At 63.7% G+C, this 26,389-nt stretch carries 19 protein-coding genes; 10 read left to right on the top strand and 9 right to left on the bottom strand.

The features are described 5' to 3' along the window. Positions 1-71 precede the first annotated feature (71 nt). Positions 72-1,946, top strand: a complete 1,875-nt coding sequence (locus N005_RS21165) for a feruloyl-CoA synthase (protein ID WP_047704074.1) — start codon at positions 72-74, stop codon at positions 1,944-1,946. Between the two features lie 180 nt (positions 1,947-2,126). Here N005_RS21165 and N005_RS21170 read toward each other — a convergent pair whose 3' ends face one another. Continuing rightward, positions 2,127-3,074 carry an IS110 family transposase gene (locus N005_RS21170; RefSeq protein ID WP_047702324.1) on the bottom strand — a complete coding sequence of 316 codons (948 nt, stop codon included), beginning with the start codon at positions 3,072-3,074 and terminating at the stop codon, positions 2,127-2,129. Between the two features lie 335 nt (positions 3,075-3,409). On the opposite strand from N005_RS21170, the gene N005_RS21175 reads away from it, so the two are divergent. Next, positions 3,410-4,123, top strand: a complete 714-nt coding sequence (locus N005_RS21175) for a GntR family transcriptional regulator (protein WP_047702976.1) — start codon at positions 3,410-3,412, stop codon at positions 4,121-4,123. A 132-nt stretch (positions 4,124-4,255) separates the two neighbouring features. On the opposite strand, the gene N005_RS21180 is transcribed toward N005_RS21175, so the two are convergent. Beyond that, positions 4,256-5,206, bottom strand: coding sequence for a PDR/VanB family oxidoreductase (locus N005_RS21180; protein ID WP_047702977.1), 951 nt, complete (start codon positions 5,204-5,206; stop codon positions 4,256-4,258). Next, entirely contained in the window at positions 5,203-6,288 is a 1,086-nt protein-coding gene (locus N005_RS21185) for an aromatic ring-hydroxylating oxygenase subunit alpha (RefSeq protein WP_047702978.1), read from the bottom strand. Before N005_RS21185 ends, N005_RS21180 begins: the two co-directional genes overlap by 4 nt. A 217-nt stretch (positions 6,289-6,505) precedes the next feature. On the opposite strand from N005_RS21185, the gene N005_RS21190 reads away from it, so the two are divergent. From N005_RS21190 to N005_RS21205, 4 genes are all read left to right on the top strand, one after another. Beyond that, complete coding sequence (locus N005_RS21190) at positions 6,506-6,931, top strand: GlcG/HbpS family heme-binding protein (protein ID WP_047702979.1); 426 nt, start codon at positions 6,506-6,508, stop codon at positions 6,929-6,931. Positions 6,932-7,140: 209 nt separating this feature from the next. Further along, entirely contained in the window at positions 7,141-7,977 is an 837-nt protein-coding gene (locus tag N005_RS21195; RefSeq protein WP_047702980.1) for an AraC family transcriptional regulator, read from the top strand. Positions 7,978-8,031: 54 nt separating this feature from the next. Next, positions 8,032-8,634 (top strand): LysE family translocator, encoded by a 603-nt coding sequence (locus N005_RS21200; protein ID WP_047702981.1) that lies wholly within the window; start codon positions 8,032-8,034, stop codon positions 8,632-8,634. 148 nt (positions 8,635-8,782) lie between these two features. Beyond that, positions 8,783-13,903 (top strand): dermonecrotic toxin domain-containing protein, encoded by a 5,121-nt coding sequence (locus tag N005_RS21205; RefSeq protein ID WP_047702982.1) that lies wholly within the window; start codon positions 8,783-8,785, stop codon positions 13,901-13,903. Here the strand turns inward: N005_RS21205 and N005_RS21210 are convergent. Beyond that, positions 13,872-14,828 (bottom strand): class I SAM-dependent methyltransferase, encoded by a 957-nt coding sequence (locus N005_RS21210; RefSeq protein ID WP_047702983.1) that lies wholly within the window; start codon positions 14,826-14,828, stop codon positions 13,872-13,874. The two genes, N005_RS21205 and N005_RS21210, sit on opposite strands and share 32 nt — an antisense overlap. Before the next feature lie 218 nt (positions 14,829-15,046). Then, positions 15,047-15,727, bottom strand: coding sequence for a murein L,D-transpeptidase catalytic domain family protein (locus N005_RS21215; RefSeq protein WP_047702984.1), 681 nt, complete (start codon positions 15,725-15,727; stop codon positions 15,047-15,049). 177 nt (positions 15,728-15,904) lie between these two features. On the opposite strand from N005_RS21215, the gene N005_RS21220 reads away from it, so the two are divergent. The 4 genes from N005_RS21220 to N005_RS21235 all read left to right on the top strand — a co-directional run bounded on the left by N005_RS21220 (position 15,905) and on the right by N005_RS21235 (position 21,584). Further along, positions 15,905-17,476: a L,D-transpeptidase family protein gene (locus N005_RS21220; protein ID WP_047702985.1), complete on the top strand. Its 1,572-nt coding sequence runs from the start codon at positions 15,905-15,907 to the stop codon at positions 17,474-17,476. Between the two features lie 546 nt (positions 17,477-18,022). Then, the gene (gene nirB, locus N005_RS21225; protein ID WP_047702986.1) at positions 18,023-20,584 is read left to right on the top strand and encodes a nitrite reductase large subunit NirB; all 2,562 of its coding nucleotides are present in this window, start codon (positions 18,023-18,025) and stop codon (positions 20,582-20,584) included. Continuing rightward, entirely contained in the window at positions 20,584-20,964 is a 381-nt protein-coding gene (gene nirD / locus N005_RS21230) for a nitrite reductase small subunit NirD (RefSeq protein WP_047702987.1), read from the top strand. The genes nirB and nirD overlap by 1 nt, the downstream gene beginning before the upstream one ends. Before the next feature lie 179 nt (positions 20,965-21,143). Beyond that, entirely contained in the window at positions 21,144-21,584 is a 441-nt protein-coding gene (locus tag N005_RS21235; RefSeq protein WP_047702988.1) for a CBS domain-containing protein, read from the top strand. 169 nt (positions 21,585-21,753) lie between these two features. Here N005_RS21235 and N005_RS21240 read toward each other — a convergent pair whose 3' ends face one another. The 4 genes from N005_RS21240 to N005_RS21255 are packed head-to-tail and all read right to left on the bottom strand — an operon-like array spanning position 21,754 to position 26,373. After that, complete coding sequence (locus N005_RS21240; protein ID WP_024777679.1) at positions 21,754-22,218, bottom strand: response regulator; 465 nt, start codon at positions 22,216-22,218, stop codon at positions 21,754-21,756. Then, positions 22,215-24,527 (bottom strand): ATP-binding protein, encoded by a 2,313-nt coding sequence (locus tag N005_RS21245; RefSeq protein WP_047702989.1) that lies wholly within the window; start codon positions 24,525-24,527, stop codon positions 22,215-22,217. The genes N005_RS21240 and N005_RS21245 overlap by 4 nt, the downstream gene beginning before the upstream one ends. Beyond that, complete coding sequence (locus N005_RS21250; RefSeq protein WP_047702990.1) at positions 24,524-25,192, bottom strand: response regulator; 669 nt, start codon at positions 25,190-25,192, stop codon at positions 24,524-24,526. The genes N005_RS21245 and N005_RS21250 overlap by 4 nt, the downstream gene beginning before the upstream one ends. Beyond that, the gene (locus N005_RS21255; protein ID WP_047702991.1) at positions 25,189-26,373 is read right to left on the bottom strand and encodes a sensor histidine kinase; all 1,185 of its coding nucleotides are present in this window, start codon (positions 26,371-26,373) and stop codon (positions 25,189-25,191) included. Before N005_RS21255 ends, N005_RS21250 begins: the two co-directional genes overlap by 4 nt. Between the last annotated feature and the right edge of the window lie 16 nt (positions 26,374-26,389).

A 26,389-nucleotide genomic window follows, 5' to 3' on the forward strand; every position in this document is an offset into this window, starting at 1 on the left:
AGGTCGCAGCCAGGTGCTGCCACGTTCCGCTCGCATCGCGAACCGAGCGTGCCTTGGTGGAGGAAATGTACGTGAGTTCCGAGTTCAGATCGTCCTCCCAAGCCGGCACCGGGCGTTATCGCCAAGTGTCGATTGGTCACCCCGCGGTTGAGGTCAGTGAGAAGCAGGGCATCTTGCACATGCGCTCCCTGGAAGCCCTGGCACCGTTGCCGGCGCGCTTGCTCGACCGCCTGGTGCATTGGGCCCAGGTGCGCCCGCAACAGACCTTTATCGCCGCCCGGCAGAACGGCGGCGACTGGCGTCGGCTCAGTTACGCCGAAATGCTCGACAGCGTCCGCGCCATTGCCCAGGGGCTGCTGGCTTACGGATTGTCTGCCGACAAACCCCTGGCGTTGCTTTCAGGCAATGACATCGAACACCTGCAGATGGCCCTCGGCGCGATGTACGCCGGTATTCCCTATTGCCCGGTGTCGCCGGCCTATTCGTTGTTGTCCCAGGATTTTGCCAAGCTGCGGCATGTCTGCGACCTGCTGCAGCCGGGGCTGGTATTCGTCAGCCAGGCGGCGCCGTTCGAGCGCGCGGTCAATGCGGTATTGCCGGCGAATGTGCCGTTGATCACGGTGGATGGCGAGATGGCGGGGCGCTCCCGGACCAGCTTCGCCAGCCTGTTGGCGCAACCCGGCGCTGCGGAGGCCGAGCGTGCCTTCGCCGCGACCGGCCCCGACAGCATCGCCAAGTTTCTCTTCACCTCAGGCTCCACCAAACTGCCGAAGGCCGTGGTCACCACCCAGCGCATGCTCTGTGCCAACCAGCAGATGCTGTTGCAGACCTTTCCGGTGTTCGGCGAAGCACCGCCGGTGCTGGTGGACTGGTTGCCGTGGAACCATACCTTTGGCGGCAGTCACAACGTCGGCATCGTGTTGTACAACGGCGGCACGTTCTACCTGGATGACGGCAAACCCACCGCCCAAGGCTTCGCCGAAACCTTGCGCAACCTCAAGGAGATTTCGCCGACCGCCTACCTGACCGTGCCCAAGGGCTGGGAAGAGCTGGTCAGTGCGCTGGAGCGGGATGTCGAGTTGCGTGAGCGTTTCTTCGAGCGCGTCAGCCTGTTTTTCTTCGCCGCCGCCGGCCTGTCGCAGAGCACCTGGGACAGGCTCGACAAAGTCGCCGAGCAGCATTGCGGCGAACGGATCCGCATGATGGCTGGGCTGGGGATGACCGAAGCGTCTCCGTCCTGCACCTTTACCACCGGGCCGTTGTCCATGGCCGGCTACATCGGCCTGCCGGCGCCGGGTTGCGAAGTGCGACTGGTGCCGGTGGACGGCAAGTTCGAAGGCCGCTTTCGCGGGCCGCACATCATGCCCGGCTACTGGCGCTCGCCGCAGCAGACGGCCGAGGTGTTCGACGAGGACGGTTTCTATTGTTCGGGCGATGCGATCAAGTTGGCCGATCCGGCTAACCCGCAGTTGGGGTTGATGTTCGACGGGCGGATTGCCGAGGACTTCAAACTGTCCTCCGGCGTGTTTGTCAGCGTCGGGCCGCTGCGCAACCGCGCGGTGCTGGAAGGCACGCCCTATGTCCAGGACCTGGTGGTGACCGCGCCGGATCGCGAATGCCTGGGTGCCCTGGTGTTCCCGCGACTTCCCGAATGCCGACGCTTGTCGGGCTTGCCGGCGGACGCCAGCGATGCCCAGGTACTCGCCAGCGCCCCGGTCCGCCAATGGTTCGCCGGCTGGCTACAACGCCTCAACCATGGCGCCAGCGGCAACGCCAGCCGGGTCGAATGGATCGCCTTGCTCGATGAACCAGCGTCCATCGACCGCGGCGAAATCACCGACAAGGGCTCCATCAACCAGCGGGCGGTGCTGCAGTGGCGGGCGGCGAAAGTCGAGGCGCTGTATCGCGGCGAGGACGAGTCGATCCTGCGGGCGACACTCGCTTAAGTACACCAAGAACCTGTGGGAGCGAGCCTGCTCGCGATATCGGTCTACCAGTCGATTCTGCAGTGGCTGACCCACCGCTATCGCGAGCAGGCTCGCTCCCACATGGGTTCTTCAATGGGCACACATTCTGCGTCCGGCTCCGATCCCCTGTGGGAGATTCTATGGTGCAGGACTAGCCCCCTAGATGCATTTTGGTAGGTATTCGCTCTGGTTCTTCAACAGAGCGAATACCACTCGCGCCAGTTTGCGGGCCAGTGCCACCAGTGCTTGGGTTGTGCTAAGTCCTCGAGCCCTTAGGGCCTCATAAAATCCCCTCCACGCCGCGGTGCGGCTCGCCGACATTGCGGCGTTGTGCAGCAAACGACGCGCCTCTGGATCACCTCGTTTAGACAAGCAACGGCGCCCCTTCTTTTTCCCCGAGTCCGCTATTCGCAAGTCCAAGCCCAGAAAAGCGATGAAAGCATCGGCATTTCTGAAGTCCCCACGCTGAAACGACGTGATTAAACGGGCACCACTCAACAAGCCGATGCCTTCGACTTTCATGCAGCGCTTGAGCTGATGAGCCAAACCGGCTTGTTCCAACTGCGTCTGGATTGTTTTGTCGATCAAGGTTTCCAGTCTCTGCATTGCAGCTATCTGGTTCTCGAACGCCGTTTTGAGCAACGGTTCGTTCGCCCAGCTTTGCTTGAGGCTGACACGTGCTTGAACCAAAGCTGCCCGGCGTCGGAAAAGGCTTATAAGCCGGCAATACAGCGGCGATGGTGGAGTCCATGGGTGCAGAAGGTGGCCTTCGTTGCTCAAGTAGCGAGCCAGCAATCGAGCATCCAGCGCATCAGTTTTAGCGCGAATCTTCACACCTTTGCGGTAATGACTGAGCTCGTAACCGTCGATCACATAGATCACACAGCCTTGCGCATAAGCCAGATTGACGAATTCCTGGTGATAGATATTGGTGGCTTCGATGGCAACATCCACTGGCGCGGGCAATGCCTTGAGCCACTTCTTGATCGCAGCTTTAGTGTTGGGGATCGTTTCGAGTCGATCAGATTCGGCGTGATAAATCACCAACTCGTCCTTGGCGACATCGACACCTACGATCGACTGGGTGATGGCGACGGGCATTGCCATTGAAAGTCCTCCGGGCTAAGGTTTGAACACTTGAAGGGGTCACCCAGAGGCGCAGGCTTGTTCCTATCGTCGGTCTAGGCCAGATGCATTCTTTATCGGCGCTTGGGTGAAAGGAGGAGGGGTGATATCTCCCACGGTCTGTACTGCGGCTAACAGTCAGAATCGAGCCTTGTCCCTCCTCCTCCCTTCAAGTCCTACCATACAAGCGAGCACCGTTCGCGATAGCGATTTACCAGTCGATTCTGTAATGGCTGACCCACCGCCATCGCAAGCAGGCTCGCTCCCACAGGGTTTTGCTTTTACTATGGCGGTCTCTTTCCCCTGGAAGTACCCGGATGAGTAAGCCCGGCCAAACGGTGCTGGTTGCGTTGCGCAGAATGATTGCCTCTGGCGAGCTGGCGGCTGGTGAGCGGTTGATGGAGATTCCCACGGCGCAGCGATTCGGCGTGTCGCGGATGCCGGTGCGCATGGCGTTCAGGACCCTGGAGCAGGAGGGCTTGCTGGTACGCTTCGGCGGGCGTGGGTTCCAGGTGCGTTCGGTCAGCGCCGAGGACATCGCCGGCGCGGTGGAAGTGCGCGGGGTGCTGGAAGGCCTGGCCGCGCGCCAGACCGCCGAACGAGGCCTGGATGCAGAGGCTCGCGCTACCCTCGAACAATGCCTGGTGCAGGGCGACGAACTGTTCGCCAAGGGCTACGTGACCGAGGAAGACCTGGAGGTCTATCACGACCTCAACATGCGTTTTCACCAGGTGATCGTCGAAGGCAGCCACAACCCGGCGATTGCCGATGCGCTGGCCCGCAACGATCATCTGCCGTTCGCCTCAGTCACCGCCCTGGCGGTGGATCGGCAGAACATGGCAGGCGAATTTCGGCGCTTCAACTATGCCCACATGCAGCACCACTCGGTGTTCGACGCGCTGGTCCATCGCCAGGGCGCGCGGGCCGAGGCGATCATGCGCGAACATGCCAACGCCACCTTGCGCTACGCCGAGGTGTTCGGCTCGACCCTGGCGGATGAGCGGATGACGGTGATTTTGCGTTCGGAGTGAGCACCCATTGTGAGAGCGAGCCTGGTGGGAGCGAGCCTGCTCGCGATGGCGGTGGATCAGTTACAGATCTTTCGCTGACATACCGCTATCGCGAGCAGGCTCGCTCCCACAGGGCACTGTGTTGCCTGGAGACTAGAGGTCCAGCACCAGCAACGGCGTCTTCGACCTGGAGCAGCACGGTGTGAACTGGTCGTTGCAAGCCTGTTCGGCTTCGGTCAGGAACATGTCGCGATGTTCCGGTACGCCTTCCAGCACACGGGTCAGGCAGGTGCCGCAGACGCCTTGTTCGCAGGAGATCGGAATCTCGATGCCGTGGCTTTCCAGTACCTGCACGACGCTGCGGTCCTTGGGGATTTCGAACACCTGGCCGCTGCTGGCCAGCTTCACGGCAAAGCTGCCATCGGCGTGGGTGTCGGTGGGGGCGGCGGCGAAGTATTCGCGGTGCAGGCAGGTGTCCTGCCAGCCTTGGACCCTGGCAGTGTCCAGCACATGTTGCATGAACCCGCCGGGGCCGCACACGTAGAGGTGCACGTCTTCGCCGGGCTCCGTCAGCACCCGGGCGGTATCCAATGCGGTTTCGGGCACTTCATCGAAATGCAGGAACACCCGGTCGGCATACGGGGCCTGGCGCAGGCGCTCGACGAAGGCGGCCCGCTCCAGCGACCTGGCGCAATAATGCAATTCGAACGCCGCGCCGGTCTGCGCAAGGTGCTCGGCCATGGCCAGGATCGGCGTGATGCCGATGCCTCCGGCAAACAACACGTGGCGTCGGGCTTGGGCAGCGAGGGGAAACAGATTGCGTGGTTCGCTGATGAACAACCGCGCACCGGGCAGGATCTGCTCGTGCAGGCTGCTTGAACCACCCCGCGACGCTGGGTCCCTGAGTACGCCAATGAGATAACGGTGGCGTTCCTCGGGGTGGTTGCACAGCGAATACTGACGAATCACACCACCCGGCAAATGCACATCGATATGGGCGCCGGCCGTGAAGGCCGGCAACGGCTGGCCGTCGACACGGGTCAGCTCGTAGCTGTAGATATCCAGGGCTTCGCTGTGCCGTGCCGCGACCTGAACTTCGATCATGGCCGTTGCTCCACGGGTTGTGGCTGATGGGTACTGGCAATCAATCCCGCCTGGGCTTCGCGCTCACGGGCGATCCAACGCTCCAGCACCCGACGTGACTGCACGCCACCGGCATCGATGTTCAGCTTGAGCAGGTTGCGCTGCGGATGGTCCAGCAGATTGCGCTGCTGGCGTTCGAGCATTTCCAGGTCTTCGCTGAAAATCTTGCCCTGGCCTTCGCGAATGCTCGCGGTCAGGGCTTCGTCCTGGGGCTGGAAATGCCGGGCCATGCCCCAGAAATACCAGATGGACGTTTCGGTTTCCGGCGTAATGAAATCCACCACGATGCTCGACGCCTTGAACTGCGGCGCGGCGTGATAGCCACCGTTGCCGGCATGGGCCACGCCGACTTCGATCATGACATGGCTGGGCGGGGTGAAGCGGCAGATCTGCCAGCGGTCCACCGGCACGTCGTCGGCCAGGTTGTTGCCACGTAGGGCCATGCGCCAGAAGGGCGGGGCCATGATGTTTTCCATGTGCCGTGCGGTGACGACCTCGTCGCCTTCGACCGTGGTCACCGGAGGCGCCTCGTCGATCTCCTTCTGGCCGATGCTCGAGGCATGCACGTAGGTCTCGTGGGTCAGGTCCATCAGATTGTCGATCATCAGGCGATAGTCGCACTGGATATGGAACAGGCCGCCGCCATAGGCCCACTCTTGGTTTTCCGCCCATTCCAGAGGATGGATCTGCGCCGGGTCGGCCAACGCCTGGTCACCGGGCCAGACCCAGATGAACCCATGGCGTTCCTCGACGGCGAAGGTCTTGTTGCAGGGAAACCCGCGCACCCGTTGGCCGGGCATCTCCACCGTCTTGCCGTCACAGCCCATCACCAGTCCGTGATAACCGCACACCAGGTTGCCGTTTGCGACGTAACCCAAGGAGAGCGGGGCGCCACGGTGGGGGCAGAAGTCCTCGACGGCAGCGACCTTGCCTTCATGCCCACGGTAGAAAACCATTTTCTCGCCGCAGATCTGGCGGCCCAGCGGCTTCTCGGCGATTTCATCGGGGGTGCAGGCAACGTACCAGGCATTTTTGGGGTACATGACGGGTTCTCCAGGCGGATTTTGTTTTTCTATGGATCCATTAAGTCTCTTAACTAGTTTTGTTGTCAACGGATTATCGACAAATCGAGTGGTATTTCATTTTTAATGGATCCATTGGTGCCGTCATCCGACGAGCAGAATTTCGAACGGGTTGGCTCGAAGTGTCGCCAAGGACATACTGCGACACGGATTCTTGCGTGGCACATCGGAGTGATTCATGAAAACCAAGGCAGTCCTTACCGAACAAGACGTCGCCCAGCTGCTGGTGGCAGCCAAGGAGCTGGCGCATCAACGTCAATGGGCCGTGTCGGTCTGTGTGGTGGACGATGGCGGTCATCCGCTTGGTCTGTTGCGGCTGGACGGTGCTTCGCCGTTGTCGTCCTACATCGCCACCGAAAAAGCCCGCACCGCCGCCATGAGCCGGCGTGACAGCAAGTTTTTCGAAGACATGATCAACGAAGGTCGCTACGCCTTCCTCAGTGCGCCGCATCTGCACGGCATGCTCGAAGGCGGTGTGAGCATTCGCCACGACGGCCAATGTATCGGCGCCATCGGCGTGTCCGGGGTCAAGTCCGAGCAGGATGCCGAACTGGCGCGACTGGCGCTGGAGGCGGTGTTGCCGGCCCTGGTGCCCGATCCCTGAATGGAAGGTAGATTCGCTGTGGGAGCGAGCCTGCTCGCGATAGCGGCGTGTCAGTCGCTGCAGGGGCGACTGGTAGATCGCTATCGTGAGCAGGCTCGCTCCCACAGGGGGTGTGTGAAGAGGCTGGAATTTTGCTGCACAAATCTTCCAGACCGTCCTCACCTTGAGCAGTTAACCTGCCCATACGGATAAATCAGACAGGACAATCCATGACCTCGCGCAACTGGATCGATCTCAAGCAGGACGCCACGTCCGGCATCGAGACCGTGCGCGCGCATTTTGAAGGGCATGCCTACGATCCCCATTGGCATGACGCGTACCTGGTCGGCATGACCGAGGAAGGCGTGCAGCAGTTTCATTGCCGCCGCCAACAGCACAACAGCACGCCGGGCAAGGTCTTCCTGCTGGAGCCCGGTGAGCTCCACGATGGACATGCGCCCCAGGCCGGCGGTTTTACCTATCGCACCCTGTACCTCGAACCCCACTGGCTGGAGCGAGAATTGCGCTCGCTGTTCGACGTCGCGCCAGACAACGCGCAGCTGGGATTCGCCGCCACCCTGGCCGACGATGCACGCTTGGCAAATGCGACGGCCCTGGCGTTCCAGAGCCTGCACGACCAGGAAATCCGCATCGTCCGCCAGACCGCGCTCGATACGCTGCTGGCCAGCCTGACCCAACATTTGCACTGGCGGACACGGATCAACCCCGACCCGCGCCTGCCGTTGGTTGCGCAGCAGGCTCGCGATTATCTGCACGGTCACCTGAGCGAAGACATCGGCCTGGATGACCTGGCACGGGTCACCGGCGTCGATCGCTTCCGCCTGACCCGAGCGTTCAAGGCGGCGTTCGGCCTGGCACCCCATGCTTATCTGATCCAGTTGCGACTGGCCCGGGCCCGGCGTCTGCTGGCCAGCGGCGAGAGCGCCGCGGTCGTGGCGGCACAGCTCGGGTTTGCCGACCAGAGTCACCTGGGCCGCTGGTTCCAGCGTGCCTATCGCCTGAGCCCGGCGGATTACCGCAAGCGCTGCTCAATTGTTCCAGACTGAGCCCAGTTCCATGGAGGAGGATCGGGTCACGATTCTTCACCGAGAAGTTGCTCCATGGACCAGTTACTGCCGTTTGCCTTGTTTGCGTTTGTCGCCTCCATCACTCCGGGCCCGACCAATATCCTGGTGTTGAGCCACAGTTCGCGCTTTGGCCTGCCGACTACAGTCCCGATCATCCTCGGCGGTTGTGCCGCGGCGGCTCTGTTGGTGTTGCTGGTGGGCACGGGGCTGGGGGACGTACTGGCGCGCCATGCCACGATTCAAACGGCGCTGTCCTGGGCCGGCATCGCCTGGCTGAGCTGGATGGCCTGGCAGATCTTCAGCGCGCCGGCCCAGGCCATCGATCCCGACCAGCCCGTCGAGGGCCCGAGGCTCGGTTTGATCGGGGCGGCCAGCCTGCAGCTGGTGAACCCCAAGACCTGGATGATGGCGCTGGCGGTGGTCAGCGTGTTTGCCGGCGCCGAAGCCGACCGCACCGTGCGGGTCTTGTGGTTGTCCCTGGCGTTTTTTGTCATCTCGATTCCCTGCATGACCGTCTGGGCCTACCTGGGCCTCGGTGCCGCCAGGTTCTGCCGCTCCGCCGTGGCGATGGGACGGTTCAATCGGACCATGGCGCTGTTGCTGCTGGCATCGGCGTGGCTGACATTGCTCGTATGAGAGGGGAGTGACCTCCGTGGCTGCCAAGACCGCGCAACCCCTTGCAACGGTTGCGCGGTTTTAAAAAACGGCCATTTCTTGGAGCATCGGGTTCGCGCCGCTTGAGCGCATCTCGATTCCCAATTGCCCCCAAGGATGGAGGTCCACCATGTCTACCCTCGATACCCATGTCGAGTTCATCCAGGCCCGGCTGCCCGCCTGGTTGAAACGGGCCACACGGCCCCAGCAGGAACGCTTCAAGGTGCTTACCCGGCAACTGCAGCGCGACAGCGACGTGCTGAATGCGTTGCTCGTCGACCTGCCGTCGCCCTATGCCTTTACCCTCGATCTGCTCAAAGTGCAGCGGCAGTTGCAGGGCTGGAACCAGGTGAACGGCGGCGGCAGCGTCGCTGATGCCATACGCCGGGCGCGGGTCAGGCGTGGCCCTTCCGTCACCGATCCCTCGCTGTCGGTGATCGAAGCGGCCATGGGCAATTATCCTCCCGCCGACGCGGTTGTCGGGGGCGATTTCGATAAGAATGGCGAGCTGTTCATCCAGGGCAAGCCGGGAGAGTTCCGCCAAGGGGACACCCCGACGAATCGTGCGCCACTGGACATGACCCCGGCCGGTTTCGCCAGCCTCTGTCGGCAGGTGGATGTCGGCGGGGCATACCGGCTGAAGCTCGAACAGCGGCTGCCCCGCATCGTCGGTGAGGTCCCCGTCGTAGCAAAGGCCTACATGGCATACGCACGCAGCCTGCTGGTCCATGATGCCTATGAAGCGAAGCTGGATGGACGCCTGGATGACACCGGCGAGCGGCTGCTGGCCCACGCCGGTGTTCAGTTGGAAAAGCAGCCCGTTGTGCCCCTGGCTTGCGAGGTCAAGGCGCTGGAGCTGCTTTCCGCACCGTTGTTCGGCGCCCGGGTGTACTGGGGGCTGGCAGGCGACGCCAACGGCGTTCGTCCGATCGTCCTGCACATGCCCCACGATACAGTGGCGCCGCTCAAGCAGTTTCCAAGTCTGCAGGCGCTGTCGGCAGAGCTGACCGAGCGGGTCCGTAAACGCAGTTATCGCCAGGGCCTGTCGCGATACTTTCCTTTGCGTCTGCAGGCCAGCCTGGGGGTAGCCTTGCACGATCAGGTGGAGTGGACGATCACTGACAATCCCAATCTGTTCCAGGAAATCCACGCTCGTATCACCGGGTGGCGCGAGGGCGAGCGGGGTGAGGGCGGCAATCCCCGGCGCATTCGGATCCCTGTGCCCAAGGTGGCCTGGGGCCTGAATGACGTGCGCGAGGATCATTGGCACGCCGCTTACCATGAGTGGCGGGGGCATGCGCTGGGCAACGCCTCGGCGCTGATGGTCTCGACCCGGGATCAGGATTGGCGGGCGCTGCTGGCGCGGCTGGAGTACTGGGAGGCCATGATCGAGCGTTCGCTGATGCTCGCGGCCACCTTCTTCCCGTTCTGCACGCCCATCGGCATGGGGGCCGCGGTGGTCGGTGGGGTACGCCTGGTGTACGAGATCTTCGAAGGTATCCAGGCGTTCAACGAAGGCCACGCGCAAGAAGGGATCGAGCATATTTTCAATGTGCTGTTCGGCGTCGCTCAAGGTGCCTACCTGGGGTTCATAGGCGCAGCCATCGAACCCATGCCGGTGGCCGACGGTAGCACCCGCCTGTGGAACGGCGACGTCCGTCCCTTCGAAGCGCGGCGCCCGCCACCCGTGGAGGCCGAGCAGGACGCCTGGGGTGTCTGGCGCACGACCGACGAGGCGTGGGTGCGGATCGAGGATCGTTACTTTGAAGTACAGGGCGCACGGGACAATCTGAGTCTGCGCCTGCCCTCCGGGCACAGGGGCGTCACGCCGCCGCTGGAATGGAGCCGCGTCCGTGGCTGGCAGTGGGCCCATCGCAACCCGTTGCAGCGCGGTAATCTGGAGTTGTTGCGCACGTTCGCCGAGACGCCTGCCGAACTGGATAACCCGACGATCCTGACCGTGCAACGCCAGGTCGGCATCAGCGAAGCGCATTTGCGCTACCTGCAAGTCGAGGCGAAGCCGATGCCGGCCATCTTGGCCGATGCCCTGGATGAAGCACGAAACTGGCAATGGGTGCGGCACACCATCGAGCGTCTACGCCGTGGCGAAGCACCCCGGGGCATGCATTTTCGCATCGTCCAGACCCTTACGGAATTGCCGGGCTGGCCCGAGGACATGACGTTGCGTTACCACGATGGGATGCGAATTTACCCTGTGGGCGACGCGGCCGACACGCGCTCTATCCTGCTAATGCGAGCGGATCTCGCGCGCGATAACTGGGCCGCTCGGATCCTGGATGGGCTGAGCGTGGATGAGCAGACCGCGCTGCTGGGCCAGAACAGCCTCGGCTTGCGCCCGCTGGAGCGCAGTCGCTTGTTGGCCGGGCGCTGGGCTGCGCGGCTGGAGCGCGAGGCCAAGCGGGTGACCCTGGCCATGGCAACGTCAATCGCCCCCGAGCCGCTGGCCGTTCCCTTGATCCGGGCGTTCCCGGGGTTGCCCGAGTCCATCGCCAACGAGCTTGTCCGCGAGGTGTCAGGCCAGGACCGGCAGCGTTTGCTTGACGGCCGGGTGGCTGGAAACCTCGGCAAACAGGGGGCCGAAGCCTTGCGCGAGCTGCGCCTGAGCCAGGCCCTGCGCGCCCTGGCACGGGGTGAAAGCACGGTCGATCGAGACCGCATCGTCATCAACCTGCTGGCCAATACCCCGTCGTTGCGGGGGCGGCTGCACCTGCGCCTGTGGTTGCGCGAGCTGCTGGATCCGATTGAGGTCGGGCAGGGGGGGCCGTTCAAAGTCATCCGCCAGGAAGGTGACAGCTATCTCCCCTTTGACGAAACCGGCGAGGAACTGGCGAGCGCCATGGGTCTGGAAGACGCGCTTCTCAGGGCCATGCCGGACGATGCCCGCCAGGCACTGGGCTTGAACATCTGGGAAGCGGACAAGCTGCGCAGCCAGTTGTTGGTACAGGCCATGGAGGACCGCCAGGCGCTGCGTCCGTACCTGGCAATGCGCAGCCTGGGCAGCCTTGGGTCGCGTCCGCAATGGTTGAACGGCCATCTGGTCTATCCGCTCAGCGGCCGTGGCCGATTGCCGCTGCAAGAGTGGCGCGGCAGTGTGAACCAGCGGCTTGAACGGCTGTTTCCCGCGCACTCGGGGGATGGCCTGACCCGGCTGCGGTTCGGCCTGGTCGAGCAAGCCCAACGCGAGGCCGTTCACTTCAATGACTTGATCACCCGCCTGGAGAACGACTGGACCACCCTGGACCAAGGGTTGCGCCAATGGGAGGAACAGGAAGGCTTTCACCATCCCGTCGAGCAGGCGCTGGACCGTGAGGCACTGCTGGCGCAACGTCGGAACGTAGCCCGGATCATCCGCCGAGCCTGGCAGCGTGCACCGGATCCGGGGGGCGAGGGCAGTGAGCTGGTACTGCGGATTGAAAACGCCAGTATCGGCCGACTGCCTCCGGTGACCGTTCGCATGGATCATATCGAGTCGATGATCCTGACCAACCTGGGGCTGGTGGAGGATCCTTCGGATTTCCTGCAGATGTTCCCCGGCGTCGATTCGCTGAACCTGCGGGACAACCATCTCACCGCGGTCCCTGTCGCGGTGGCGCAGCTGCGGGCATTGGTGGATTTGTCGTTGAGCCGCAACCCGCTGCACCTGGACGCGAATGTGTTCACGCCTCTGCTGGGTACCGATCCCTATGTCCCCTTATGGACCCTGGACCTATCGGGTATCGCCAGCGCCCAGGCGGGCACCGATGCCGAGGTGATCGCCGCCATCGGCAGCCTGGCCGGGCTACCGTCCCTGCGCGAAGTCATATGGGCCGACAACCTGAGTTTCACCCCTGAACAGCTGCGGGCCCTGACCACATCGTTGCCGGACTTGCGCTCGCTGAACCTGGCGCGTTGTGGCTTGCGCCTGGATGAAGAAGGCAGCGCGTTCCTGCGCACCGCCACGGCTTTGCAGGAACTGCGCTTGAACGAAAACAGCTGTCGGGACCTGCCTGACCTGCCGGAGCTGGTGAACCTGATGACGTTGGAGTTGAGCCGGACCGGGCTCGATCGGGTGCCACAGCTGGCCTTGTCGGTGCTGGCCAGGCACGCCGAGGTGTTCATTTCCGATACGTTCGTCGTCGATCTCAGCGGCAACCGCATCACCAGCATTCAAGATGACCTGTTGCCCGCGCTCGCCCGCTTGAGCGAGCAGGACTCCCTGGGGGTCTGGCTCGACGACAACCCGCTGCCCAGTGTCCAGGTCAATGCCCTTCGGGTGATTTTTCCCGAGTCTTTTCGATACACCGTCGACGATTGGCTCTACATATCGCCGTCGCTCCAGAGGGCCCTGGAGGTGGCCCGCGATGATCCGGGGATGCGCAGCTTCATCGACTGGTTCTCTACGCTCGTGCGCGACGCCGATCACGGGACGACTACCGGCTTGTCGTTCAACGTGCGTCGGAGAGCAGCCACGGTCTTGCAGCATTACATGGGTTATCCAGGCGCCTATGACCGCCTGCCGACGTTGATCGGCGACTTCGACCAGCAACTGCGGCAACTGCGCACGCGCCTGCAAGCCCGTATCCTGGACAGGGAACAGCCGGACCTCCCGGAGCTGGAGCTGCACTTCCGCATGTTCCAGTCGGTGATGCGCGCGCGCCTTTCCCGAGACGGCGCGCCGTTTGCCGGTTTCCTCGCGGAACAGCTGTCCAGTTGGGAGTACGTGCTGATAGAGCGATATCCCAACCCCTCGCAACTCGAGGCGCAGATGACCCGGGAAGCGTTCATCGACTGGCTCTGCGATGCCCAGGATACCTACAACGCCAACGATCAGACCCCGAGGCCAAGCGAGATACTGTGGCGGCCCTACCTGGGATTGATGTCGCCCCAGTGGGCCGAAGGACTGGCGGTCTGGGAAGCCCTCGACGACGACCTGGTGAATGCCTTCAGCGGGCCGGTGAATCCATCCCGATGGCCCCAGGTGATGCTGGATAACCTGGTACACCCGGACCCGAACCTGCCCAGCGCGCTGGAGCCGGTCACGGAAGGTGAGCGAACGGTCTGGCGGCGTATCGGGCTCGAAGCCGTCGCGGACGTGGATTGGGCCGCCGGCCAGCCGGTGACCCTCACCGAGGATCAACTGCGCCGCACCATGGCCATCTACCGCTCGGTCAAGAGCCGGGAGGTGGAGGCCCTGGTGCGTCGGGTGACCACGAGTCTGGTCACCGCCTGGTGGCCGGTGCTGCCGTTTTGAAGACCAGTGCCTTCAGGCCGCACTGACTGTCGATGTCGGGAAACTCCGGCGGGTTGGCCAGGCGTTCGCTGAAGGCCAACCCAGGGGCTTCGCGGGTGACGCCCTCGATGAGAAAGTCCGGGCCGGTGGCCGGGTCATTGCTGCAGGCCAGGACGGTGCCCTCGGCGGCCAGCAATTCCGGCAGCCGGCGCAGCACCCGCTGGTAATCCTTGGTCAACAGGAAACTGCCTTTCTGGAAGGTCGGCGGATCGATGATCACCAGGTCATACGGTCCGCTGTTGATCACCTTGCCCCAGGATTTGAACAAGTCGTGGCCAAGAAAACTCACCTGGCCCAGGTCGTGGCCGTTCAAGCGATGGTTGTCGCGGCCCCGGCTCAAGGCCGCGCGGGACATGTCCAGGTTGACCACGTGCTGCGCGCCACCGGCGATTGCCGCCACCGAGAAACCGCAGGTGTAGGCAAAGAGGTTCAGTACGCGCTTGCCGGCGGCATTGGCCCGGACCCAGTCACGACCGTAGCGCATGTCGAGGAACAGGCCGTTGTTCTGCTTCTTGCCCAGGTCGATCCGGTATCGCAGGCCGCCTTCGGTCAGGGTCCATTCATCGATGGGCTCGCCCACCAGCCATTGGGTCAGGCTTTGCGGCAGATAACGGTGTTGCACTGCCAGGGTATGAGCCTTGCTGTGTTGCCAGGCCGGCGTGGCAGCGATGGCGCGCAGCGTCGACAGCAGGTCGTCCAACTGCGCAGGTGCAGGTTCCTTGAACAAGGAAACCAGCAGCACGCCCTGCAGCCAGTCCACGGTGATCTGCTCCAGCCCCGGCCAGCAGCGCCCGCGGCCATGGAACAAGCGACGGGTTTCTTCCGGCACGGATGCCAGGGCGGTCAGTAAGTGGGTTTGCAGGGTTTGAAGGGCTTCAGGGTTCATCAGGCAATGCCGGCGATTCGAAAGGCCGGCATTTTAACCGCAGTGGCATCGGGCGCAATCTGTGGCGAAGTGGCCTGGGGGGACAGTCAATCAGGCTGTGGAATGTGAGGCCGCTATCGCGAGCAGGCTCGCTCCCACATTGGTCCTTTTGCGCCCGCGAAATCGGCGGTCACCCGATACCTTGTGGGAGCGAGCCTGCTCGCGATAGCGGACTACAGTCAGCCCCCACTGGTAGCCAGAATGCTCGCCACTTGCTGCGGCTGGCAGTTGAGATAGGCCGAACGCTTCAGCCAGCCCGGGTCCGGGTACCAGGAGAACATGAATTGCCCGCCCTTGAGCTTGTCGATCACCTGGCGCGCCACCTGGGGGCGCACGGCAGGGCAACCCTGGCTGCGGCCGATACGGCCCTGGCGCAGGCTCCACAACGGGTTCACATAGTCGGCGGCATGGATGACGATGGCCCGATCACGGGCCTGGTCATTGAAACCGGGTTCCAGGCCATCCATGCGCAGCGAATAACCATGGGTGCCCTGATAACTTTCCTGGGTGCGGAACAGCCCCAGGCTGGACTGGTAACTGCCCAGGCGATTGGAAAATTGCGTGGCGAAATTCTCCCCGGATTTCTGCCCGTGGGCCACCAGGTCGCGCAGCACCAGCTTCTTCTTCTGCAGGTCGAAGATCCACAGGCGCCGGGCCGTGGACGGTTGCGAATAGTCGATCACCGCCAGGTGACGGGCTTGGCGGGCACCGTTGGCAACCGCGCATTGCATGGCGCTCAAGGCACTTTTGAGCGCCAGGGGATTGAGTTCCGGCGCGGCGTGGGCGAGGCTGTTGTAAAGCGTTTGAGAATTCGCTTGCCCGGCCAGCGCCGGAGCGCATACCGCGCCCAATGCTGCCATGGCCAGGCAGAGTCGACGAATATGCGTCAGCGTGGCTGAAAAGAATCCACGCAGGGTTACAGGCTGATGTATGTGTGCGGCATCCCGTCCGTAATTGTTCGTGTGCATCATGATGGCGGGTCGTACCTGTCGCAAAGTCAACCGTCAACGAGACGGCCATGGATTGGAGTAAAGCAGTTGTTCAAAAAGCCCGTATGTTACTTGAGCCTTTTATTGCTCGCTTCGCCATTGGTCGCGACAGCCGGTGACGTTCCGTTTGGCGATCCACCCCCTGTACAGGCCACGCTGGCCCGGTTATCGGTGGCTTGCCCGGCGCTGGCCGCGGGTGTCGACTTTCCGACGATGCTGAGCTTGCAGGCGTTCTACCAGCAAAACGCCGGCCAGGCAGTCTGGTCGGACGACGAACGGTTAACGGCCTTGCGGGTCCAGTTGCAGCAACTGGCCGATGACGGACTGGACCCGGCCCGCTACAGCCTGCCGGCCGCCGATACGTCCCTGAGTGCGGACTGTGTCGATATCGCCATCAGCCAGCGCTACCTGCAGGCCTTGCACGAACTGCGTTTCGGCTATTTGCCCCAGGACCGCCTTGAGCCGGTGTGGAAGGCCAGCCCGCAGCCCCAGGACCGCCAGGCGATGATCCTGGCCATCGCCGGGCCCGGTTTGAACAACCTGGCTGCAGCCTTTGACCAGGCGCGCCCGAACCTGGACCTTTACCGCAATTTGCGGGTGCTTTATGCCCAGCAGCGGCAACAGCCCTTGGCCGAATGGCAAGCGGTGCCCGCAGGTGCCCTGCTGCAACCGGACAAACAGGACGCCCGGGTACCGGCCCTGGCGCGACGGCTGTTCAGTGAAGGCTACCTGAGTGCGCCGCCGGCCGAGGGCGATGAGCACTACAGCCCCAGCCTGGTGGAGGCGATGAAAAGCTTCCAGCTGCGGCATTCGTTGCAAGCCGATGGCGTGGTGGGGCCGTGGACTGTCACCGAGTTGAACGTCAGCCCGGCCATGCGCCGCGAGCAGTTGCGGATCAATCTGGAGCGCATGCGCTGGCTGGCCCAGGACCTGGAGTCTGACAGTGTGCTGGTCAACGTGGCGGCGGCCCAACTGACGGTGTACCAGGGCGGCGCACCGGTCTGGCAAACCCGGACCCAGGTGGGCCGGGCGGGGCGGGAAACGCCGTTGCTCAAATCCCGGGTGACAAGGTTGACCCTCAATCCCACCTGGACCATCCCTCCGACCATCCTCAAGGAAGACAAGCTGCCGGAGATCCGCCGCGACCCCGAGTTCCTCAGTCGGCAGAACCTGAAGATCATCGATCGCGATGGCCTGCCGCTGCTGGCCGAGGACATCGACTGGGATCATCCTGGCGACCTGATGCTGCGCCAGGATGCCGGACCGAAGAATCCGCTGGGCAAACTGGTGATCCGCTTCCCCAACCCGTTTTCCGTGTACCTGCACGACACGCCCAGCCAGGCGCTGTTCAGCAAGGGGCCGCGGGCGTTCAGTTCGGGGTGTGTGCGGATCGAGCAGGTGATGCACCTGCGGGATCTGCTGGTGACCCCGGCCGAGCGCTTGCGCACCGACACCCTGCTGGCCGACGGGCAGACCCATGAGTTCAGGTTGACCAGGCCCATGCCAATCCTGCTGGGTTACTGGACCGTACAGGCGGACAGCCAGGGCCAGGCGGTGTACGTCCCGGATGTCTATGGGCGGGATGGGAAACTGGCTGCTGCTCGCGGCCGAGCACTCTGAGCCAGGCTGACCACCGCCATCGCGAGCAGGCTCGCTCCCACATGGTTCTGCTGCACTCGCGACATCGGCGTTCACTCAATACCCGGTGGGAGCGAGCCTGCTCGCGATGAGGCCCGCTCATTCACCGCTGTGTCGACTGATCCCTTCCGCGAGAAGCACTGCACTTTTATGAAGCCGGCAGCATCGGATCGCACCATGGGAAGGCAGTTGCCCCGGGGCCGCAGCTTCTGAACTTTCCAGGCGACTGGAGGGCCGTCTTCGCGGGCAAGCCCGTTCCCACAGGGGTAGAGCTGGTTCGAACCTCCGGGATTTAAGGGTTGGCACGCTCGCTGCAAGAGAGCATCAGGCCCACCGCGAACGCAATCGAGTGGGCAGCCCCGTCGGTCAACGAAGATCGAATGCCAGCAGGCCGGGGGATAACGGTAGATCGGGCGCAGTCGTCGGGTCGATACCGCACAGAACAGGCAAAGACGCCTGGAACCGCAAGGTTTCAGGCGTCTTTTTTTTGCTTTCAAAACCGTGATGGGCTTTTGTCGGGTGCTTTCTATGAATTCCAACGTTGCTTCCCTGAACAAGCTGCAAACGCTGATCGTGATCGGCAATGGCATGGTCGGCCATCACTGCGTCGAACAACTGATCGAGCGCGGTGCCCTCAACCATTACCGTCTGCATGTGTTCAGCGAAGAGCCGATGCGCGCCTATGACCGCGTGCACCTGTCCGAGTATTTCTCCGGTCGTGACGCCGAATCCCTGGCCCTCGGCGAAGTCTCGTTGTACCGGACCCCAGGCGTCACACTGCACTTGGGCGTGCCGGTACTGGAGATCGATCGCCAGGCCCGTCAGGTCGTCACCGCCGGGGAACGCATCCACTACGACAAACTGGTGCTCGCCACCGGCTCCTACCCGTTCGTGCCGCCCATCGAAGGCGCCGACGGCGACTCCCGCCTGGTCTATCGCACCCTGGAAGACCTGGACGCGATTCGCGCCGCCGCCACCAATGCCCGGCGTGGCGTGGTGGTTGGCGGCGGCCTGCTGGGCCTGGAAGCGGCCAATGCGCTCAAGACCCTGGGCCTGGAAGCCCACGTGGTGGAATTCGCCCCACGGTTGATGCCGGTGCAGCTGGACGAGCAGGGCGGCCTGGCCCTCAAGGCTCGCATCGAAAAGCTCGGCGTCGGCGTGCATCTGTCCAAGGGCACCCAATCCATCACTGCCGGTGAGCACTACCGCTATCGGATGACCTTCGGCAACGATGACTTCCTGGAAACCGACCTGATCGTGTTTTCCGCCGGTATCCGTGCCCAGGACGCCCTGGCTCGCCACAGCGACCTGCAGATCGGTCCGCGCGGTGGCGTGGTGATCGACGACCAATGCTTGAGCAGCGACCCGGACATCTATGCCATCGGCGAATGTGCGGCCTGGAACGGCAGCATTTTCGGCCTGGTCGCTCCGGGCTACCAGATGGCCCGCAGCGTCGCCGCCCAACTGAGCGGTGAAAGCGGCGAACCGTTCACCGGCGCGGACATGTCCACCAAGCTCAAGTTGCTCGGCGTCGACGTTGGCTCCATCGGCGACGCCCACGGGAACACGCCGGGCTCGCGCAGTTTCCAGTTCATCGACGAAACCAGCGCCAGTTACCGGCGACTGGTGGTGGACGCCGACGGCAAGCGGGTCATCGGCGCGGTGCTGGTGGGTGACAACAGCTACTACGACACCTTGCTCCAGTACATGCAGAACGGCATCGCCTTGCCCAAGGATGCCGCCAGCCTGATCCTGCCCACCTCCGAAGGCGCACCGACCCTCGGCCCGGCCTCGCTGCCCGCGGCGGCGACCATCTGTTCGTGCCACAACGTCACCAAGGGCTCGATCTGCGCGGCCATCGACGGCGGCTGCACGGATCTGGGCCAACTCAAGTGCGACACCAAGGCCGGTACCGGTTGCGGGGGCTGCGCCGCGCTGGTCAAGCAGGTGTTCGAACATGAGCTGGTGGCCCGTGGCGTCACTGTCGACAAGAGCCTTTGCGAACACTTCGCCTATACCCGCCAGGAGCTGTACGCCCTGGTGCGGGTGGAAGGGATCATCAGCTTCGACGAACTGCTGGCCAAGCACGGCCGCGGGCACACCGGTTGCGACCTGTGCAAGCCGGCGGTGGGCTCGATCCTGGCCTCGTGCTGGAACCAGCCGATCATGGATCCGTCCCTGGTGCCGTTGCAGGACACCAACGACACCTTCATGGCGAACATGCAGAAAAACGGCACCTATTCGGTGGTGCCGCGCATCGCCGGCGGGGAAATCACCGCCGACAAACTGATCGCCATCGGCGTGGTGGCTAAGAAATACGACCTCTACACCAAGATCACCGGCGGCCAACGCATCGACCTGTTCGGCGCTCAACTGCACCAGTTGCCGGACATCTGGGCCGAGTTGATCGAAGCCGGTTTCGAAACGGGTCATGCCTACGGCAAATCCACCCGCACGGTGAAATCCTGCGTGGGCAGTACCTGGTGCCGTTACGGCGTACAGGACAGCGTGCAGATGGCCCTGACCCTTGAGGATCGCTACAAGGGCTTGCGCTCGCCCCATAAACTCAAGTTTGCGGTGTCCGGTTGCACCCGCGAATGCGCCGAGGCCCAGAGCAAGGACGTCGGCGTGATTGCCACGGAAAAGGGCTGGAACCTGTATGTCGCCGGTAACGGCGGCATGCGTCCACGTCACGCCGAGCTGTTCGCCACCGACCTGGATGACGAAACCCTGATCCGCTACATCGACCGCTTCCTGATGTTCTACATCCGCACCGCCGACAGGTTGCAGCGCACCTCGGTCTGGCGCGAAAGCCTCGAGGGCGGCCTGGACTACCTCAAGGACGTGATCATCGACGACAGCCTGGGCCTGGGGGCCGAGCTCGAAGCCCAGATGCAACTGGTGGTCGACCGCTACGAATGCGAATGGGCCAACGCCCTCAAGGATCCGGAAAAACTCAAGCGTTTCCGCACGTTCGTCAACGACAAACGCGGCGATCCGGATGTGCATTTCGTCCGCGAGCGCGGCCAGCGTCGCCCGGTTCACGCCGGTGAACTTCACCTGATTCCCGTCACTGAGGAGGTGCTCTGATGAGCCAGTCAAACGTCGTTCGTATCCCCACCGCCGCAGCCCAGGTGCAATGGCGCGCCCTATGCAGCCGCGAAGACCTGGTCCCCAACTCCGGCGTGGTCGCCTGGCACGACGGCAGCCAGGTGGCGCTGCTGTACCTGCCCGAACAGCAGGACAAACCGCTGTACGCCATCGACAACCGCGACCCCAAGTCCGGTGCGAATGTCATCGGCCGCGGCCTGTTGGGCAGCATCAAGGGTGAGCTGGTGATTGCCTCGCCGATGTACAAGCAGCATTTCCGCCTGGAAGACGGCCACTGCCTGGAATACCCGGAACAGCGCCTGCGGGTGTGGCCGGTGCGGTTGAATGGTGATGTGGTGGAGATTGGCGAAGAGGCATGACAAGGCCGAGGGGCCTGTGGGAATCCTGTGGGAGCGAGCCTGCTCGCGATAGCTGTGTGTCAGGCAGCATCAATGTTGGCTGACAGCACGCCATCGCGAGCAGGCTCGCTCCCACAAGGGGATCATTGACCAAGCGGCATGCGTCTCAGCGTGCCGTCAATTGAAACCGGGAATTAGCAATGAAAACCGCCGCTCAACTGGTGAAACTCAAGAGTGTGCAGAACCAGCAGGTCCATAGCATCGCGCCCGAGCAGACGGTGCTCGAAGCCCTGCGGATCATGGCCGAGAAGAACGTCGGCGCGTTGCCGGTGATCGAGGATGGCCAGGTGGTGGGGGTGTTCAGCGAGCGGGACTATGCGCGCAAGATGGTGCTGCACGGCCGCTCTTCAGTGGGGACTTCGGTGCGCACCATCATGAGTGCGCCGGTGGTGACCGCCGACAGCCAGCAAAGCATCGAGCGCTGCATGGAAGTGATGACCGACAGCCACCTGCGGCACTTGCCGGTGCTCGATAACGGGCAGTTGATCGGCCTGCTGTCGATTGGTGACCTGGTCAAGCAGGCCATTGTCGAACAAGCGGATCTGATCCGGCAGTTGGAGCATTACATTCGCGGGCATTGAGACCGCACACACAGGTTCCTATGGGTGCAAGGACTTGCCTTGATGCCAGGCAGCCGGCGCAAACCCTGTGGGAGCAAAGCTTGCTCGCGATAGGGGCAGACCAGTCGACATTGTTGCTGGCTGACCTACCGCAGTCGCGGGCAAGCCTTGCTCCCACAGCCCACAGCGCCTACTGGCTCGGCCCGGGCCGATGCTGGCGCAACAACTCGATCTGCTGGGCCGGAATCAATTCGCGCAAGGCTTTGTAGAGCGCCCGGGTTTCCAGCAGGTTCCAGATGCGCAGCATGGTTTCCAGCGCATCCAGGGGTTTGCTGATGAAGTCCCGTGCACCGAGGGCCAGGGCGCGCAGGCGGGTGTCCCGGGTGGCATCGGCGGTCAGTACCAGGATTGGCAGGTAGTCGTTGGCCGGGATTCGCCGGTTGAGTTGCTCCAGCACGGCGAAACCGTCGAACGCCGGCATGTGCAGGTCGAGGATGACCAGATCCGGCTCGAAGCTGTTGAACAGATCCAGGGTGCGCAGGGGCTCGGTGCTGCTCAGCACGTTATGCAACCCTTCCCGGGCCAGCAATTGTTCCATCAGGTCCAGGTTGGGGCGCTGGTCGTCGATGATCAGGATGCGCAAGTCGCGATTCATGCAGGCTCCGGTAAATAACGTTCAAGGTGGGCCAGGAAGGCCTGGATATGGATGGGTTTGGTCAGGACTGCCGTGGCGCCGGCATCCTGAAGGACCCGACGGGTCAGGTCGCTGGCATCGGCGGTGATCATCAGCACCGGGGTGGACGCGGTGGCAGGGGACTGGCGCAAGCGACGCAGGACCTCCAGGCCCTCAAGGTCGGGCAGGGTCACATCCAGCAGGATCAGTTGTGGCGCATGCTGGCGTGCCAGGTCCAGGCCCATCTGGCCTTGCATACTCGACAACAACTGGATGCCGGGACGGCGTTGCATCAGGGTTTCGATCAACGCCAGGCTCGACAGGTTGTCCTCGATACACAAGACCCTGCCGTGGTACTCAACAGGCGGACGGGTGACCGTCAGGGCCGCGATAGGCGGCAAGTGCGCGGTGACGACCTGGGCACCCGGCAACTGCAAGGTGAAACAGCAACCCTGGTCCGGCACGCTGTGCACCTGAAGATTACCCTGCATCATCTCCAGCAGGCTCTTGCTCAGGGACAGGCCGAGGCCGGTGCCTTCGACCTGGGGATCGGCGCCCAAGCGTTCGAACGGCTTGAACAACTGGTCCAGTTGCTCCGGGGCAATGCCGCGCCCGGTATCGCTCACGGCAATGGCCACCCGTTTGTCCAGGACAGTCACTTCAATGCGTACTTCACCTTCGGGCCGGTTGTATTTGATCGCGTTGGACAACAGGTTGAGCAGCACCTGGACCAGCCGCTGACGGTCGGCCAGCACGCCGCTGCCCTCGGGCAGCGACGGCAGTTCGACCAGGCGGATGCCGGCGTCGGCAGCCATGGGTGAAACCAGCGTCAGGGCTTCGTGCAGGACGCTCGCCAGGGCGATGGGCTCGATGTTCAGTGGCAAGCGACCCGCTTCGATCCGGGCAATGTCCAGCACTTCGTTGATCAGTGCCAGCAGGTGCTGGCCGGCGCGCAGGATGTGGCTGACCTGGGGACGTTGGCCGGCGGTGGAGTCCATGTCCAGCAGTTGCGCGAAACCGAGAATGGCATTCAAGGGCGTGCGCAGTTCGTGGCTCATGCGCGAGAGAAATTCGCTCTTGGCCCGGCTGGCGCTTTCCGCTTCCTCGCGGGCCGTGCTCAGGGCAATCTCGGCGGCGCGCCGGTCGGTGATGTCGCGGGTGATCTTGGAGAAACCGCGCAGGGCGCCGGTGCTGTCGTATTGGGCGGTGATGACCACGCTGGCCCAGAAGCGGCTGCCATCCTTGCGGCAGCGCCAGCCTTCTTCCATGTAATGCCCGTCACGGGTGGCTTCGCGCAGGGCCATCTCCGGATGCGCCGGGCACTCTTCGGCCAGATAGAACAGGGAAAAGTGCCGGCCGATGATCTCCTGCTCGGTGTAGCCCTTGATCCGTTCGGCGCCGGCGTTCCAGGTGATCACGTGACCCTTGGCGTCCAGGGCGAAGATCCCGTAGTCCCTCACGCCATCGATGATCAGCCGCAGGCGCTCTTCGTTGTCGCGCAGTGCCCGCTCGCGCTCGGCAAGCAACTGTCCGGCTTCCACCAGGCGGGTGCCCAATTGGCCGATCTCATCCTGCTCCGGCGGTTGCGGCCGTAAGGGTTGGCCCAGCGCCAGGCGCTGGGCATTGCCTTGTACCTGCTGCACCCGGGCGACGATGCCCTTGGACAGGAACAGCACCGCGACAATCGCGCCGAACAACCCGCACACCGCTGCAAGCAGCGTGGCGAACAGCAAGCGCATGCGGGTGGCGGAGGCGGCGGCGCTGCGTTCGGCGAGCAGGGCATCTTCGCGAATGCGCATGGCATTGATCTGCTCGCGCAGCACGTCCAGCACTTGCTTGTTCTTGATCAGGAGCGCGGTGATGGCCTCGGTATCGCCGCTCTTGCCGCCACGCAGTTCCACCAGCCCGCTGAGTTTTTCATCGATCAGCGGGGTGATGGTCCGGAGATGTTCGCGCATCCTGGCGTCGCGCACATTGTGGTCCAGGCGTTGCAGGGCGGCCTCGATCAGCAGCGTGGCCTGTTCATAGCCGGGCAGAAAGTCCTCGCGCCGGGTCAGCAGGTAGCCGCGCACGCTGGCTGCCGCTTCTGCCAGCAGGGTGTGCACCGCCTGGATATCGCCCTGCACGCGCAACACCCGACGAACATCTTCTTCAGCCCGGGCGGTCTGGCGCTCGGTGATGTAGATCAGCACCAGTGACAGCAGCAGCACCACCAGTGGCAGGGAAATCACCACCAACGCCTTGCCCCGCAGTGGCAGGTCGGCCCAGCGGCGGGCAGCGAGGTATTTCATGGCCACTGTCCGGCGGGTTGCGCCACCAGTCCCAGGGCGACGCCGCGTACGGCGGCCTGGGTCCGGTCGGCGGCCCCCAGCTTGCCGATGACCCGTTCCACGTGGGCCTTGGCCGTACCGGCGGCGATGCCGAGCTTCTCGCCGATTTCACGGTTGCTGAAGCCGCCCGCCACCAGCCCCAGCACCTGGCGTTCCCGCGCGGTCAGGGCCTGGAGCGGTGCTGCGGCGCCGGCACCACGTTCGGTCATGCGCCGTAGCAGGCGCGCGCTAACCGAACTGTTCAGGGCTTCTTCGCCCCGGGCGACGCGTTTGAGTGCGTCCAGCACTTCGTCACGGCTGGCGTCCTTGAGTAGATAACCGACGGCGCCGGCACCGATGGCCGCCTCCAGGTGGTCGGGGCTGTCGTCCATGGTGAAGATCACCACTTTGATGGCCGGTTGGCGCTGCTGCAGGATGCGCGCCGCGCCCAGGCCGTTGAGCACCGGCATGCGGATGTCGAGAATGGCGATGTCCGGCTGCAGTCGCTCGCACAGGTCGAGGGCTTCCTGGCCATCGCGGGCCTGGCCGACGACCTCGAACCCGGTGCTGCCGGCCAACAAGGCGATGAACCCGGCGCGGGTGACTTCGTGATCGTCGGCCAACAGCAGCCTTAAAGGAGAGGTCATGGATGTGCTCCGTCGAGAGGCAGTGGCACGCTGGCCAACAATCGGGTGCCATCGCCGGGCTGGCTGAGACAGGTCAGTTGGCCTCCCAGCAGGAGGGTCCGCTCCTGCATGGCCGCCAGGCCCAGGTGGCGAGTGCCGTTGGTTTCGATGGGTTGCTCCAGGGCAAAGCCACGACCATTGTCCTCCACCCGCAGAACGGCCTGGCCAGCGCCGATCGAGAGTCCCAGGCTCACGTGAGCGGCCCGGGCATGCTTGAGAATGTTGTTGATGCCTTCCTGGGCGATGCGGAACAGGGCGATTTCGGTATTGCCCGGCAGCCGCGTGGTGCTGTGTTCGACCCAGTCCACCGTCAAGCCGGCCTCGCGCAGGCGATCGGCTTCCTTGTCGACGGCTTTGTACAGGCCGAAATCGTCCAGCACGTGGGGGCGCAGGCCGCCGATCAGTTGCCGGCCCTCACCGACACAACCCTGGGCCAACGCCAGGATGGTCTGCAATTCGCTCGCCAGGTCGGGCGGCAACACCGGGCAGCGCCCGGCGAACCCCTGCAGGCGCTGATGCAGGCCGGCCAGGTTCTGCGCCAGGCCGTCATGCAGGTCATACGCCACGCGCTTGCGTTCGTCTTCCTGGGCCGTGAACAACCGGTGGACCAGTTCCGACATGGTGCGTTCGCGGGCCTGGAGGGCTTCGAGCAGCCGATGATTCTCCAAGTGCGCGGCCAGCAGGGTCGCCAGCAGTTGCAGGGATTCGATGTCTTCGTTGTCGGGGGCGCTGATGACCACGCTGTTGCCCAGCAACAGCACGCCGAACACCGTGCCGTCGGCGGCTCGCAGCGGGACCCGCAGGACCTGGGGCAGGGGGCTGTCGGGGTATTCCAGCCATTGCGGACCCGGTACCGGCGAATCGGCGAGGCTGGCGAGCCAGTCCAGGCGCTCGCCACTGCCATGGCAGGCGAGGGCGCTTGCCGGCTGATCAGGCGTCCATTCCAACAACAGGCCATGGTCCATGGCGATGAACGCGCAAGCCCGTTGCACCACACGCTGGCGCATCTGTGCCAAGGGCAAGCGGGTCAGTTCGTGGCCGGTGCCCAGCAACAGGCCCAGGCGCGCGGCGCGGCTTTGTGACTGACGATACTGGCTGCGGATGGCCAGGGCGCTGCCGGGATCATGGGGTGGGCTCTGCATGGGGGCTCCAGCGTGA

This window comes from Pseudomonas mediterranea CFBP 5447 (genome assembly GCF_000774145.1).
Classification (GTDB): domain Bacteria; phylum Pseudomonadota; class Gammaproteobacteria; order Pseudomonadales; family Pseudomonadaceae; genus Aquipseudomonas; species Aquipseudomonas mediterranea.

Excerpts from the sequence above, each read along its gene's own strand:
- N005_RS21240 (WP_024777679.1), bottom strand. The coding sequence starts at position 22,218 with ATGAATCGCGACTTGCGCATCCTGATCATCGACGACCAGCGCCCCAAC.
- N005_RS21215 (WP_047702984.1), bottom strand. The coding sequence starts at position 15,727 with ATGGCAGCATTGGGCGCGGTATGCGCTCCGGCGCTGGCCGGGCAAGCG.
- N005_RS21255 (WP_047702991.1), bottom strand. The coding sequence starts at position 26,373 with ATGCAGAGCCCACCCCATGATCCCGGCAGCGCCCTGGCCATCCGCAGC.
- nirD (WP_047702987.1), top strand. The coding sequence starts at position 20,584 with ATGAGCCAGTCAAACGTCGTTCGTATCCCCACCGCCGCAGCCCAGGTG.
- N005_RS21170 (WP_047702324.1), bottom strand. The coding sequence starts at position 3,074 with ATGGCAATGCCCGTCGCCATCACCCAGTCGATCGTAGGTGTCGATGTC.
- N005_RS21185 (WP_047702978.1), bottom strand. The coding sequence starts at position 6,288 with ATGTACCCCAAAAATGCCTGGTACGTTGCCTGCACCCCCGATGAAATC.
- N005_RS21195 (WP_047702980.1), top strand. The coding sequence starts at position 7,141 with ATGACCTCGCGCAACTGGATCGATCTCAAGCAGGACGCCACGTCCGGC.
- N005_RS21210 (WP_047702983.1), bottom strand. The coding sequence starts at position 14,828 with ATGAACCCTGAAGCCCTTCAAACCCTGCAAACCCACTTACTGACCGCC.
- N005_RS21245 (WP_047702989.1), bottom strand. The coding sequence starts at position 24,527 with ATGAAATACCTCGCTGCCCGCCGCTGGGCCGACCTGCCACTGCGGGGC.
- N005_RS21175 (WP_047702976.1), top strand. The coding sequence starts at position 3,410 with ATGAGTAAGCCCGGCCAAACGGTGCTGGTTGCGTTGCGCAGAATGATT.
- N005_RS21235 (WP_047702988.1), top strand. The coding sequence starts at position 21,144 with ATGAAAACCGCCGCTCAACTGGTGAAACTCAAGAGTGTGCAGAACCAG.
- N005_RS21250 (WP_047702990.1), bottom strand. The coding sequence starts at position 25,192 with ATGACCTCTCCTTTAAGGCTGCTGTTGGCCGACGATCACGAAGTCACC.
- N005_RS21205 (WP_047702982.1), top strand. The coding sequence starts at position 8,783 with ATGTCTACCCTCGATACCCATGTCGAGTTCATCCAGGCCCGGCTGCCC.
- N005_RS21200 (WP_047702981.1), top strand. The coding sequence starts at position 8,032 with ATGGACCAGTTACTGCCGTTTGCCTTGTTTGCGTTTGTCGCCTCCATC.
- N005_RS21190 (WP_047702979.1), top strand. The coding sequence starts at position 6,506 with ATGAAAACCAAGGCAGTCCTTACCGAACAAGACGTCGCCCAGCTGCTG.
- N005_RS21180 (WP_047702977.1), bottom strand. The coding sequence starts at position 5,206 with ATGATCGAAGTTCAGGTCGCGGCACGGCACAGCGAAGCCCTGGATATC.
- nirB (WP_047702986.1), top strand. The coding sequence starts at position 18,023 with ATGAATTCCAACGTTGCTTCCCTGAACAAGCTGCAAACGCTGATCGTG.